Annotated in this window: 15 protein-coding genes and 1 pseudogene; 11 read left to right on the forward strand and 5 right to left on the reverse strand. The window is 62.4% G+C overall.

Going from position 1 to position 12,993, the window contains the following annotated elements; translation table 11 throughout:
* Nucleotides 1-150 precede the first annotated feature (150 nt).
* The 3 genes from LN996_RS21890 to LN996_RS21900 all read right to left on the reverse strand — a co-directional run bounded on the left by LN996_RS21890 (nt 151) and on the right by LN996_RS21900 (nt 1,565).
* Nucleotides 151-414, reverse strand: coding sequence for a hypothetical protein (locus tag LN996_RS21890; RefSeq protein WP_231343129.1), 264 nt, complete (start codon nt 412-414; stop codon nt 151-153).
* Entirely contained in the window at nt 411-569 is a 159-nt protein-coding gene (locus LN996_RS21895) for a hypothetical protein (protein ID WP_175538650.1), read from the reverse strand. The genes LN996_RS21890 and LN996_RS21895 overlap by 4 nt, the downstream gene beginning before the upstream one ends.
* Nucleotides 570-800: 231 nt before the next feature.
* Entirely contained in the window at nt 801-1,565 is a 765-nt protein-coding gene (locus LN996_RS21900; protein WP_231343130.1) for an IclR family transcriptional regulator, read from the reverse strand.
* Nucleotides 1,566-1,695: 130 nt separating this feature from the next.
* On the opposite strand from LN996_RS21900, the gene LN996_RS21905 reads away from it, so the two are divergent.
* The 4 genes from LN996_RS21905 (at nt 1,696) to LN996_RS21920 (ending at nt 5,068) form a co-directional block, all read left to right on the forward strand.
* Nucleotides 1,696-2,931: a CaiB/BaiF CoA-transferase family protein gene (locus LN996_RS21905; protein ID WP_231343131.1), complete on the forward strand. Its 1,236-nt coding sequence runs from the start codon at nt 1,696-1,698 to the stop codon at nt 2,929-2,931.
* Nucleotides 2,928-3,761, forward strand: a complete 834-nt coding sequence (locus LN996_RS21910) for an enoyl-CoA hydratase/isomerase family protein (RefSeq protein ID WP_231343132.1) — start codon at nt 2,928-2,930, stop codon at nt 3,759-3,761. The genes LN996_RS21905 and LN996_RS21910 overlap by 4 nt, the downstream gene beginning before the upstream one ends.
* Before the next feature lie 65 nt (nt 3,762-3,826).
* Nucleotides 3,827-4,423, forward strand: a complete 597-nt coding sequence (locus LN996_RS21915) for an AAA family ATPase (protein ID WP_231343133.1) — start codon at nt 3,827-3,829, stop codon at nt 4,421-4,423.
* Between the two features lie 291 nt (nt 4,424-4,714).
* Nucleotides 4,715-5,068: a hypothetical protein gene (locus tag LN996_RS21920; RefSeq protein WP_231343135.1), complete on the forward strand. Its 354-nt coding sequence runs from the start codon at nt 4,715-4,717 to the stop codon at nt 5,066-5,068.
* Here LN996_RS21920 and LN996_RS21925 read toward each other — a convergent pair.
* Nucleotides 5,065-5,787: an NUDIX domain-containing protein gene (locus tag LN996_RS21925; RefSeq protein ID WP_231343139.1), complete on the reverse strand. Its 723-nt coding sequence runs from the start codon at nt 5,785-5,787 to the stop codon at nt 5,065-5,067. The two genes, LN996_RS21920 and LN996_RS21925, sit on opposite strands and share 4 nt — an antisense overlap.
* A 106-nt stretch (nt 5,788-5,893) precedes the next feature.
* On the opposite strand from LN996_RS21925, the gene LN996_RS21930 reads away from it, so the two are divergent.
* From LN996_RS21930 to ggt, 5 genes and pseudogenes are all read left to right on the forward strand, one after another.
* Nucleotides 5,894-6,910: an SPFH domain-containing protein gene (locus tag LN996_RS21930; protein WP_231343141.1), complete on the forward strand. Its 1,017-nt coding sequence runs from the start codon at nt 5,894-5,896 to the stop codon at nt 6,908-6,910.
* Between the two features lie 9 nt (nt 6,911-6,919).
* Complete coding sequence (locus LN996_RS21935; RefSeq protein WP_231343143.1) at nt 6,920-7,822, forward strand: hypothetical protein; 903 nt, start codon at nt 6,920-6,922, stop codon at nt 7,820-7,822.
* Nucleotides 7,823-7,981: 159 nt separating this feature from the next.
* Nucleotides 7,982-8,580, forward strand: a pseudogene (locus tag LN996_RS21940) (restriction endonuclease); the annotation flags it as partial.
* A gap of 126 nt (nt 8,581-8,706) precedes the next feature.
* Nucleotides 8,707-9,648, forward strand: a complete 942-nt coding sequence (locus LN996_RS21945; RefSeq protein ID WP_231343144.1) for a hypothetical protein — start codon at nt 8,707-8,709, stop codon at nt 9,646-9,648.
* A 107-nt stretch (nt 9,649-9,755) separates the two neighbouring features.
* A complete protein-coding gene (ggt, locus tag LN996_RS21950) occupies nt 9,756-11,591 on the forward strand; it encodes a gamma-glutamyltransferase (protein ID WP_231343145.1) in 1,836 nt (611 codons plus the stop codon).
* Between the two features lie 8 nt (nt 11,592-11,599).
* On the opposite strand, the gene LN996_RS21955 is transcribed toward ggt, so the two are convergent.
* Complete coding sequence (locus tag LN996_RS21955) at nt 11,600-12,202, reverse strand: NUDIX hydrolase (RefSeq protein WP_231343146.1); 603 nt, start codon at nt 12,200-12,202, stop codon at nt 11,600-11,602.
* A 339-nt stretch (nt 12,203-12,541) separates the two neighbouring features.
* On the opposite strand from LN996_RS21955, the gene LN996_RS21960 reads away from it, so the two are divergent.
* Together LN996_RS21960 and LN996_RS21965 are read left to right on the forward strand one after the other, a co-directional pair.
* Nucleotides 12,542-12,700 carry a hypothetical protein gene (locus tag LN996_RS21960; RefSeq protein WP_231343151.1) on the forward strand — a complete coding sequence of 53 codons (159 nt, stop codon included), beginning with the start codon at nt 12,542-12,544 and terminating at the stop codon, nt 12,698-12,700.
* Nucleotides 12,701-12,707: 7 nt separating this feature from the next.
* Nucleotides 12,708-12,857 (forward strand): hypothetical protein, encoded by a 150-nt coding sequence (locus tag LN996_RS21965; protein WP_231343153.1) that lies wholly within the window; start codon nt 12,708-12,710, stop codon nt 12,855-12,857.
* The last annotated feature ends 136 nt before the right edge of the window (nt 12,858-12,993 follow it).

Genomic DNA, 12,993 nt, shown 5'->3' on the forward strand with positions numbered 1-12,993 from the left:
CCCCCCCCCCCCCCCCCCCCCCCCCCCCCCCCCCCCCCCCCCCCCCCCCCCCCCCCCCCCCCCCCCCCCCCCCCCCCCCCCCCCCCCCCCCCCCCCCCCCCCCCCCCCCCCGCGGGCCCCCCCCCCCCCCCCCCCCCCCACTTGGCCCGATCAATCCGCAGGACTGGTTTCGGTTGTCAGACCACGGCCGTCCGCAGTCTTTTCGTCCTTTTCTTCCGCCGGCCCAGGTGGGTTGGCTGACTCGCTGGGTCCAGCGTCGACGGCGTCGTCCGGACTTTCCGACGAGGCATCACCCACTGGAACCTGGCCACCCGACTGGGCGACTGCCGGGTCCCTCGGGATTGGATGTCCGGGGGTTGTCGTCCCATCGCGAACCTGCTCGAAACCGGCAACTTCACCAGGATCAGTCGTCATACGCGAGACCGCCCGCGGCCCAGAACCCAGCCGAGCACGGCCAGCACAAGCAGGATGATTCCCACCCATAGCAAGAAGCTGAGCGCCTGGTTAAGTCCGCCAACGAGGAGCAAGATGATCGCGATAACACCGGCGATTATTAAGAGTGTGTTCATTGAGCTACGCATCCCTTCAATAACTGTTGTCTATTCAGGAAGGCGTCCGCTGGTACTCCACTGATGGAGCGCCACCCATGCCAACGGGCACCGATTGGAGAATTTCGTCTCCACATCGCTTGCGTACCCACCCGGGAAAGGCTCAAACGGAACGGTTGCCCGGGCGGAGCACGTTCACAGCCTCATAATAAGCACCCTTTGCGTCGCGGCGAAGTATTTTGGTCAGGAAACTTAGTATCCCTTGGTCGAGAAGGCACCGAGGGCCCGACTGATCTCGTGGGCAGTTCCGGCAGCAGCCTCTCCGTATTCCTGGTACTTGTCCGGAACAATCCGGCTTGAGGGGCCCGAGATGGAGATGGATCCCGCCGTCACGCCGCCCGGCCCCAGCAGCGGGACGCCGATCGAGGTGATGCCCGTACTGAGACCTTGCTCATTGATGGAGTATCCGCGGGCCCGGGTGTCCACGATCATCGCGCGAAGTTGCGTGGGATCCACAACGGTTTGTGGCGTCAACGCTTCAAGTGGTCCGGCAAGGTAATCGTTCACGAAGGCCTCATCAGCAGCCGACAAGTAGGCCATGCCCGTGGAAGAAGCATGCATGGGCAGCCTCGACCCCAGCGGGAGGAAGGCCCTCAAGACGTGCGGAGTGTCGAGGCGTTCGATGATGAGCATGTAGCCGCGGTCCGGCACTGCCAGGTGCACCGTCTCGGTGGTGTCCAACTGCAGCGCATTCAGCGGGCCCATGGCGGCATCGCGGATGGCCGAGCCACTGCTTCCCCGGCTGGCAACGGCGAAGGCGTGGTTGGTCAGAACCCATTTGCTGGCTTGGACTTCGGACTGCGCCACCCAGCCCAGTTCGGCCAGCGTCCTCAGCATTCGGAGCACGGTTGCCTTGGGCACATCAACTTCCCGGCTGAGCTCCGATAATCCGGCGGGCTGGTTGTCCGAGACGGCCTCCAGCACCCTGATGGCCGTGACAACGCTCTGCGTACTCATGCACCCTCCCGCTTGACCGACTACTCCCAGTGCCCTACATTACAGGCGACTTCCCAAAATGAACCAACGGTTCATCTAGTGAACCGTTGCCGATTGCGCAAGTTTTTCCGTCGCACGAAAGGTGCCCTCCATGCTCAAACCACTTCGCGGAATCACCGTGATCGATCTCAGCCGAGCCCTCGCAGGCCCCTACTGCACAGCCCTCCTGGCCGATATGGGCGCCAGGATCATCAAAGTTGAAAGCGTCAACGGGGGTGATACCGCCCGCCAATGGCCTCCCTTCCAGGATGGCCACAGCCTCTATTTCGACTCCGTCAACCGCAACAAAGTGTCCGTGTGCATCGATTTCTATTCGGAAGAGGGCCGCGCCATCCTCTCCGGATTGATCGCCGACGCCGATGTCCTGGTGGAGAACTTCAAGCCCGGAACGCTGGACAAGATGGGGTTCACGGCCTCCCGGCTGGAAGAGCTCAACCCAGGCCTCGTGCTTGGATCCGTCACAGGTTTCGGCAACACCGGCCCCCTCAAGGACGACGCCGGACTGGACCAGGTCATCCAGGGCATGTCCGGGCTGATGTCGGTGACAGGTCCCGGGCCTGGCTCGGCCTACCGTGTGGGCGTGCCAATCGTGGACATCACCTCCGGAATGATCTGTGCGTTCGGCATCGTTTCAGCGCTCCTGGGAGTCCGGAACGGCGAACGACCCAGCCGAGTGTCCACCTCCTTGCTGGAGACCGCCCTGAACCTCTCCGCTTTCCAAGGGCAGAAAGCACTCAGCCTCGGCGAAGCACCCACGCCGCAGGGCAACAACCACCCCGTCATCGCGCCCTACGGAATGTTCGCTACGGCCACGGAATCCATCAACATCGCTGTAGGCAGCGACAAGCAATGGCGGGCCTTTTGTGGGCTCCTGGGCGCTGCCTCCGCCGTGGATGACCCCCGCTTCATCACTGGAGCGGACCGGTCGGCCAACAGGGACCAGTTGACGGAGCTTATTGAAACAGCACTTTCTTCGAAGACCGCCGCCGAATGGGTTCCCCTGATCAGCCAGGCCGGCATCCCCTGCGGCCCCATCTACGACTACACGCAGGCCCTGGCATCGGAGCAGGTTGCCGCATTGGGACTCGTGCAGCAACGCCAGCGGCGGGACGGATCCCGCCTCCCCCTTCTTCGTGGGCCACTCAGCCTGGATGGCGAGGCCAGCGAAATCCTCTCACCGCCGCCCCTGCTGGGCGAGCACACCGCAGAGGTACTGCTGGAACGCGGAATGACGCACGACGACGTCACCCGGCTTGAGCGCGAGGGCCGCGTTGTGTGCCAACCGGCTTCAGCCCAGGTTCCGGAAACGATGGGAGCACAGCAATGACCGTCGTATCCCCGGCCAACACTGCCCGCACCGAGGCTTCCCGTGCGGGCCGCATCTCCGTTTCAATCGCTGACGGCGTGGCTACCGTGGAAATCTGCAACCTTGCACAGCGGAATGCGCTGACCCGGGCCATGTGCCTGGAATTCCAGGAATTGATGCCGCGCCTGGACGCCGACGCCGACGTTGCCGTCGTTGTGCTGCGAGGTGCCGGCGGCACGTTCTGCGCGGGGGCAGCCATCAGCGAGCTTGCTTCGGTATTGGTGGACCAGCAGCCCGACGGATCGTCCATCGACCATCTCAGCCGCGCCGATGCCGCCGTTTCCTCCCTTTCCAAGCCAACGGTGGCCTTGGTGGACGGCGCCTGCATGGGCGGCGGCTGGCAGATTGCAGCTGCCTGTGACTTCATCATCGCCAATGAGCGCGCCGTGATCGGACTGACTCCGGCCAAGATCGGAATCATCTACCCGCGTCCCGGCATGGAACGGCTTGTCAGGTTGGTGGGCCATGCCAATGCAAAGTACATCCTCCTCACCGGACAGACCTTCAGCGCAACCGAGGCCCGGGCACTTGGCCTGGTGGCCGACGTCGTACCTTCCGGGTCCTTTGAGGAAAAGTCCGCAGCGCTTGTCAGTTCGTTACGGAGCCGATCGCAGTTCTCCATGCATTCGATGAAGCGGCTGATTGACGCAACGGACACTGATCACTCAGACATCGATCACGAATGGGCCAACGCCTGGGGCGCCATGCCGGACAGCCCGGACATGGAGATCGGCATCAGCGCGTTCCTGAATCGCGAACAGCCCCGGTTCACGTGGCGGCCTGTGGGCTGACTCACGCCGCATCACGGCACAAGTTGGCACCTCACTTCGTTGGAAAGGAAACGAGGGGAGGCCTCATGCTCATTGTTCTGACTGGAATTGACGGTTCGGGAAAAACGACGGCGGCCCGCGCCTTGGTTGAATCGGCCCGCGCTGACGGGCGGAATGCCCTACTGCTGGCCAACCACGCTGCCCGGCGGCGGCTGTCCCTGTTGTCCGAGCGGTTTGGGTGGACGTTGCCGCCACGGGTGGCCGACAGTATCGAGACCTCAGTCCGGCTGTTCAACGTGCTGTTCAATCATGCGCGCGCCCACAGGTTCGACGGACTGGTGGTGATGGACCGGCACCTGCACTGCCAGCTCGCGCTGCGTCGGGCCAACGGTTTAGGCCGCGGCCGGCTGCTTCCGTGGCTGCTGGGAAAGCTCCCAGCGCCGGACCTCTCCGTCCATTTCGACGTCGACCCCCGACTCGCCCATCAACGGGTCACGGCACGCGGGACGGACAACGAGACGCTGGCTGACCTGCTGGCCTTTCGTTCCGCGTACCGTTCGCTTCCCGAGTTTGACGACTTTGTTGTGGTGGACGCTGGCGGGACACCGGAGCAGGTGTTAGGCCAGCTGAACCGGGTGATCGCCGCCGATGCAAGCAAGGAACCGGCCGTCCCCCGCCCCTGAAGCTGGCTTGACTTGCTCCCGCCCGCACGCCGGGTAGGCTCGCCACATGCCAACTACGGCGTTCTTGGGGGGATTCATGAGTGCCAAAACCAGACGCAGTCTTCTGATGTTCGTGTTCGGATTCGGGACGTACGTTGCTTCTTTGTCGACGTTGGGTCCGCTCCCATCTTTGGCATTGGGTTGTGTTGTGGCCGCCCTCGCTGTTTTCGTTGACCGGTGGATTCGGACGCGGCGGGGAACCCCTGCGACTCAGTCACCCGATAACGCCTCCACTCCGGGTCAAGGGCATCCTTGAGTCAGTCCGTTGAAGGCACGACGACGGACATCGCCTTAGCGGTCGCCGCTCGCCGGGGTGCCGGTCCGGTGACGCTGGCAGGAGCCGGGACCGAGTTCCTCTTTTTTGAAGCCGCCGGTGGCTTAGCTCGTGAGGGCTACCGGATTCCCCGTTCACGTGAATTCAACACGGCGAACAACAGGGGTGTCTCGGCCGAAACCCTACAACGTCAGGAAATGGCATTGGCACACTGGGCTTCGGGCCACGGCATCCCCAGCGCGGCCGCCATTGACCTTGTGATAGAGGCTGGAACCGCAGCCCTGACCGCCATTGGAGCGATAACTGCCCCAGATCAGTGTCACCCGCTTTAGTCCCTCGGTCGCATCAGCGGCGGGTTCAGTACCGCGCGGGTGGGTTGGCCCGGCGTCGGGCGTGCTTCGGGGGCGAGCCTGAACAGCGCAGCCGGCCTCCCGGCGTCGCCCGCTGACATTCGCCCGGTGTCCTCCAGAAAGCCTGGCGTTCCGGTCGCTTTTCTATGGAAGTTCCGCGGGTCCAGGCGGGTGCCCCACACCGCTTCGTAGACCGAGCGAAGCTGGGCAATAGTGAATTCGTCGCCGCAGAATGCAGCACCCAACGGCGAGTACTCGAGCTTCGACTTGGCCCGTTCCAGGGCGTCATCCAGAATTCGTGCGTGGTCGAAGGCCAACTCTGGAACCTCAGCAACCGGATACCAGGCAGCGTGCTCGGCATCGCTGCCAGCAGCCAACACCGGAAAATCCGGCGCGAGCAACAAATGCGCCACAGTAAGGACATCGCCACGGGGGTCGCGTCCCTTCGGGCCATAACTTCCCAATTGCTCCAAGTGGCCAGGAAGGCGCTCAACACCGGTCTCCTCCGCCAACTCCCTGGCAGCCGCTTCGAGCAGGTCCTCGCCCGCGAGGACGAAGCCGCCCGGGAGCGCGAGCTTGCCGCGGAAGGGCTCGATAAGTCTGGTGATGAGAAGGACGTTCAGCGCGCCATTGCGCACAGTCAAGGCAACGACGTCGACGGTCACCGGGAAGCGCTCTGGCGCCGGATGGGATTCAGGCATGCATCAATCGTAGGCACTTATCGTCATGTTGACAATAATATGCACTTCCGTCTACGGTTTAGTTATCGTCAATCCGACGACAACTAAACGAAAGAGAGCGATCATCATGGCCACCATCAAGCGCTACCCTTGGCTCAGCCACTTCCTCGGCAGCCCCACTGGCTACGTCGTGCACCTGCAGAAGGGCGCAGTGAAGCACCAAGGAGTGGGCCAGGCGTTCTTCTTCCGCCCCGCAAACTCTGTACTGAGCGAGGTTCCCGTGGACGACCAGGAACTGCCCACCCTCTTCCACGCCATCACCCGGGACCACCAGGACGTCAGCGTTCAAGCAAACGTGACGTACCGCTTCATCGATCCCGTTGCGGTGTCCACCCGCCTCGACTTCGGCCTGCAAAACGCCGGTTCCGCACCAGCAACGGGCCGCGAACAGGTGTCCACCATCATCGGGCAGCTCTGCCAAAGCCACGCGATCGATCAGATCGCCACCACCACGCTCGCCGAGGCACTCGAACGCGGCGTCAGCCAGCTCCGGCTGGTCCTCACCGAAGCACTGCGGGCCGATGCCCGGCTGCAGTCCACCGGCATCGAGATCCTGGCTGTGCAGGTCCTCGCGGTGCGGCCTGAATCAGACGTCGAACGTGCGCTGCAGACTCCCGTCCGTGAACAGCTCCAAGCCGAAGCGGACCGGGCTGTGTACGAGAGGCGGGCAGTCGCCGTCGAACGTGAACGCACTATTTCCGAGAACGAGATGGCGAGCCAGATCGAACTGGCTGTACGCCGCGAAAACCTGGTGGCCCAGGAGGGCGCGAACGCCCGCCGCGCAGCCGAAGAGAAGGCAGCAGCAGGGCTCATCGAAGCACAAGGTTCAGCTGAGAGAAAGGGCATTGGCGCAGCGGCCGAGGCAAACCAGATTCGCCTTGTTGGTGAAGCAGCCGCCGCCCGCGAGGCCGCCACCATGGAGGTCTACCGCAATATGGAACAGGCCACGCTTTTGGCACTGGCCTTGAAGGACGCTGCCGGGAGCCTGCCGAACATCGGGAACCTGACCATCACTCCGGATCTGCTCAGCGGCGCACTGGCCGGGCTGTTCAAGGAACCCGCCACAACTGAAGTCAGCAAGTAAGGTTCCGTCATGGCAACCCCGCGCATCGTCATCGTCCACCGGCGGACCGAACTTCAGGAACTCCTGGACCGGCACGCCACCCGCGGTCAAGCGGAGTTCTTTCTCCGCACCCGCGGGCGCAGCATCCAAGACGTGCAGGACCGGCATGATCGGCTCACCGGCACCCTCGCAACCATTCGAGCGGCAGTGCCGGCCGATTGGCGCACAGCGGAAGTGGAACGCGCGGACCTGAGCCGCTTCCTGCTCACAACCGAGGACATCATTGCTGTGGTGGGACAGGACGGGCTGGTGGCGAATGTTGCCAAGTACCTCAGTGGCCAGCCGGTTATTGGCATAGATCCGGAGCCCGGAGCCAACCCCGGCGTCCTGGTCCGACACACCCCGGCGGCGGTAGCTGCACTGCTTCGTGCAGGAGACGTGGGGCGGCTGCGGTGCCAGGACCTCACCACAGTGACAGCAACGCTCGACGACGGTCAGCAGCTTTCGGCGCTCAACGAAGTTTTCGTCGGGCACGCCTCGCACCAGTCGGCGAAGTACTCCATCACTGCGCCAAGTTTCACCCAGCCCGGCGGGCAGACGGAGCGGCAATCGTCGTCAGGCCTTATCGTTTCCACCGGGACCGGAGCCACTGGATGGTGCGCTTCGATTGCCCTGGAACGCGGCGGACGCGCCTTGCCAGCACCCACTGATCCGCGGCTCGCTTGGTTCGTCCGCGAAGCCTGGCCTTCACCCATCACCGGCGCCTCGTTGACCGAAGGCGTTCTCGAAGCCGGCGAGGTGCTCCGGATCACCGTGGCGTCCGATCAGCTGGTGGTGTTCGGCGACGGCATGGAAGACGACCGGCTCACAGCCTCGTGGGGACAGGAGATCACAGTGCAGTTGGGGCAGAGGCCGTTGCGGCTGGTGGTCTAGGTGGCAGCCGCGTACCGCCACCACCTACTTTGATCCTGGGGGCCGTCCGACACACCGTTTTCGCCGCGCGTCGAGGTGCTTCAGCACTCAAAGTTGGTGGTGACGGTACGGCGAAAGTCACCAAACGGCCGCGGCGCGTCCTAATCTTCGAAACCTCCGCTATGCGCTGCTGGGGAACTGAAGTACATCGGAGAACTTAAGAGGACGCTGGCGGCACAGTTCCGTGAGCCCGAAGACGAATGGGTAAAGTTCCTCACTTCCCGCGTCTACACCGGCCCCTACACGCAACGCGTTCGAGAGCAATTCACCGCATTGGTCACCAAGGCGACCAAGCAATTCCTGAATGATCAGGTCAACGAAAGGCTAAAAAGGCCTTGGGTGCGCAAGCGTATCTACCGAATGATGACATCGCCGCGGTTGCCGTATCCAGCAAGCCCGTTGCCGAAGCTGACTTGGCAGACGCTGACGCATTAGAGACCACCCTGGAAGAAATCGAGGGGTACCAGATCGTCCGCGCAATTGTTTGCAGCGAAGTGAAGCCCAATCGTGTGGTTCAGCGGGATGCGAAGTCCTACTTTGCTGTCCTCTTGGATGACAACAACCGGAAGCCTATCGCGCGCCTTCATTTCAATCGGATTCAAAAATACATTGGGCTGTTCGACGCGAACAAGGAAGAGACCCGCGTTCCAATTACCTCATTGGAAGAGATCTACGAACATACGGAGGCCCTGCGCGCCAGCGTAAAGAGCTACCTCTGAAGTTGATCCCATGGGGTCGGTAGCCTCATAGATGCCGAGTTTATCCATTCGGCGTATTATTCATGGATCGTCCCTCCGCTCCATGACCAGGGCGCCCCACCCCGTGACTCAACCCTAGGAGCTTCCGTGAGCCACTCAGAGCCCGTTATGGGACAAGCCACATCCAGCAAACCTCCGCGGGCCTCCGTCAGTGACGCCGCGCTGGGATGGTTGCTCGGCATTGTTGCTGGAGCACTTGGTTTGGCCCCCTGGTGGATCACCGGCGCGACGTTGCCTTTGCAGAACCTATGGGCCACCGAGGTCCTGCCGGATCAGATGCCTGTGGGGCTGCTGCCCCTTAACCAGTATCAACTGACCAGCATCGTGGCACTCCTTGGCGTGGGCGGTGCTGCCGCCGGATTAACGGTGCGGATCTGGGCACCGGTGCGCCGGCGTTTGGTCACGTGGTGCGCAGCTGGGGGCGTTCTCGCAGTTCAGTTCACGGCGACGGCGCAGTCCTTCGCGGTGCTCAATGAAGGCCTCGCTGTCGGATCAATGTCCAGCGTCTACCTCGCTGGGCTGCTGGCAGGCGTGATCGGATCCATCATTGCCGCACTGATAGCTCTTCTGTTGATGGCCTCACCTTCAACGGTGAAGACGACCATCGGCGTGGGACTCATGGCTGTTCCCGTCACCTCTTGGGGAGTCGAATGGGTGGTCAGCGTTGCGGGATACACCAATCTCCCCACCGCTGTGCCCACCATTGCGCGCTGGCTCCCTGCCGCACTGATTGGCTGTGCGCTGGCTTGGTGCGGCAACAAGCCCGCCCGCCGCACCGTGGCTTGGGTGGCCAACCTTGCCTTCTTGTGGTTTGTTCCCGCGCTCTTCACCTCCGTCCAATATGTCCTGGGGACACGCGTAGTGGCGGGGGACGTCCCGGAAATGCTCTTGATGAGCCGACAAATACTGACAGCTACGCTTGGCCCCGATGGAGGCGCAGGACCTACCATCCTCCTGGCTTTGGCCATCGGATTGGCGGGGCTGGGCGTTCGAGCCATCCTTGCCCGCCGGGTTTCGAACCCTGCCTAGCACCCCATTCCGCTTCAACAATCAACCGTTGTTCCCCGCAAGGCCCCGGGGTAGGGTGACCGGACCGTCCACCCACATCACCGTCTGGACCAACTCTGGGAGACACCATGACACATGTGAGACGTCAACTGGCTGCTGTCACGGCAGCCTTGGCACTAACCGTGACAAGCGGCGCGATGGCCAGTCCGGCCTTCGCAGATCCACGCGAAACTGAGAAGAAAGCCACGGCCACAGGCTACGGAGGCGCTGTCAGCACCGTGGATCCGGAAGCTTCCGCAGCCGCCATCGACGTATTGAAACGGGGTGGCAATGCCGCCGACGCAGCCGTCGCCGCCGCCGCAACCTTAGGCGTTACCGAACCCTACAGCGCAGGCATCGGGGGCGGCGGATACTTCGTCTTTTACGACGCGAAGACCAAACACGTCAGCACCATTGACGGCCGTGAAACCGCTCCGGCGGGCATGCCAACTGACGCATTCATCGACCCGGCCACCAAGAAGCCGTACAACTTCACGCCTGAACTCGTCACCAGCGGCGTGTCCGTCGGAGTCCCAGGCACACCTGCGACGTGGGAACGTGCACTGGAACGTTGGGGCACGTTGGACCTCGGCGAAGCCCTGAAACCGGCCATCAAGGTGGCTAACCGCGGTTTCGTAGTGGACGAGACCTTCCGGCAACAAACACTGGACAATAAGCTCCGCTTTGACGCATTTACCCCCACTAGGGATCTGTTCCTTCCCGGCGGTGACGCTCCCGCCGTCGGAAGTGTCTTCCAGAACCATGACCTCGCGGCGACGTACAGGTTGCTCGCAAAGGAGGGCACCGACGCCTTCTACGGCGGTCGGCTCGCGGAGGAGATTGCCAAGACCGTCCAGGCCCCGCCGAAAACCGCGGAAACCAAACTTCCCGTTCCAGTCGGCTTCATGACCACGCAGGATCTTGCCAACTACAAGGTGTTGGACCAGGACGCCACCAAGGTGGAATACCGGGGTTACGACGTCTACGGCATGGCCCCTTCCAGCAGCGGCGGCACCACGGTGGGTGAGTCCCTGAACATCCTGGAGAACTACGACCTCAAGGACATGAAGCCGGTCGACGCCCTGCACCACTACTTCGAGGCCAGCTCGCTCGCCTTCGCGGACCGCGGCGCCTATGTGGGCGATCCCGCTTTCGTGAATGTTCCCACCCAAGCCCTGCTCGATCCAGTTTTCGCCAAGGAACGCTCATGCGAAATCGATCCCACGGCGGCCGCCCCTAAGCCTGTTGCTGCGGGAAACATACAAACGTACGACGGCGCGTGCCCGGCTGCCGTGGCACCACTCGCCAATGAGACGGATACAGAGAACATCTCCACGACGAATCTGACGGTCGCCGACAAGTGGGGCAACGTGGTGGAGTACACGCTGACGATCGAGCAGACCGGCGGTTCTGGAATTGTTGTTCCGGGCCGGGGCTTCCTGTTGAACAACGAGCTGACTGACTTCAGCACGGTCTATGACCCGAAGGATCCCAACCGGATCGAGCCGAACAAACGGCCGCGTTCCTCAATGTCGCCGACCATTATTTTGAAGAACCAGAAGCCGTTCCTGGCACTGGGGTCCCCCGGCGGATCAACCATTATCACTACCGTGCTGCAGACAATCCTCAATCGCGTCGATTTGGGCATGACGGTCTCCGAAGCGCTCGCTGCGCCACGTGCCGCACCGCGGAATGGAGCGACGGTCAGTTCCGAGCCTGCCTTCATTGACACCTATGGTCCGGAGCTGACGGCGCTTGGCCACACACTGGTGCCGGCGGGTGATGCCTTCACATCGGCGGCGGAGATAGGTGCTGCGACGGCCATCGAATTCGGTAAAGACGGAAAGATGACCGCAGCCGCCGAGCCGGTTCGTCGAGGCGGCGGTTCAGCGCTGGTGGTGAAACCGGTAAAACCCGGTAGGTAGCGGGCGCGTCAGTAGCCTGACAGGAGGCTCCGGACCGTCACCTGAAGCTTCTCCAAGGCAGCGTCCTGCTGGGAGCTCAGAGCAAATTTCAACAAACCACGGCAAGCAAGTCCAGCGTCTGTCAGGTCACCGCTGAGAAGGAAATCGAGCAGTTCGTGGCTCGGGAGTAGCCGTACAAAGCCCGCCTCGGAGGCGTCCCACGATGGGTCTCCCCCGGGGCGGGCTTCTGCTGCAATAGCCACATGCTTTCGACTGGACGAGCGGGCGGACCTCCACTCGGATCCTGTGTAGTAGATCGCCGATGATTCATAGCCGGTTTCCTCTGCCAACTCGCGTCTGGCAGCAGATTCCGGGGTCTCGCCCTGATTCACGTAGCCGCCGGGAAGTTCCAGTAGTGTCCGTCCCGGGCCCACGCGAAACTGTTCAAACATCACCACCTCGGCGCCACCCTCGGTGAAGGCGAGCATGGCAGCCGAATCTGGGCCGGCAATAACGTCCCATTCGGAGACAGATCCGTCGGCCTCCAGATACGTGTCCCTGTTGATGGTGACAAAGCCCTTGTAGGCCCGGGTGCTCCACAGTTTTCGCCACAGTTCATCCGGCTCGGTCAAGATGGGCGGTTGTTCCTGAGCTCCCGGCTGTATCTCCACACCATGACCAACGATGCAATGGCGACGATGATTCCGGAAACAGTAGACCACCAGTTCTGAGCTCCATTTCATGGCGGAGTCCTGGCATCCCCGTTAGGACCGGCGCCACCTAGACGACCCCAACAAACACTCAAATTTGGCCTATAGAGCACCTAGACGCCCTCGATCACCACTCATTCCTGCTATCCCCAACACCTAGTGCCTTTTTCATGTTGCAGGCTGAATCCGACGCGGTTCTCGATCTTGCCCATGGGGGAATCCGTTACAAGGAAATCTGTTCCCCACTCTCTAGGAGAAGAAATGAACTGGCAGCAAATTAGCTGTTTGGCTGGGTTTCTCGGGCATATCGTCGCTACAGGTTCACTGATTGCGGCGGCATTCACGGGCGGTGCGACACTCATTATCGGCGGTATTGCGTATTCATTGAGTGCGCTTGCAACGATGCTCGGCTGCGGTTAGGCCCAAAATGAAGTTACTGACGCTAACGGCAGCTTGCCTGTTCCTCATCACGGCTGTCATCGCGTTCTTCAGCAATCCCCCGATGGCCGCGCTCTCCTTCACGGCCTCAGTTGCGATGGTTGCAACTTGGGTCGTCTACAAGAAGCAGAGCAAGTAGTCGTTCATCACCGGAGCGGGGGCCCCCCCGGGGGGGGGGCCGGGGGGGGGGGGGGACCCCCCCGGGGGGCCCCCAAGGGGGGCCGGGAGTTTTATAAAAGTATTAGACGCCACCAACAAATAGCGGGCGTAGAACG

This window comes from Arthrobacter sp. AK01 (assembly GCF_021109375.1).
Classification (GTDB): domain Bacteria; phylum Actinomycetota; class Actinomycetes; order Actinomycetales; family Micrococcaceae; genus Arthrobacter.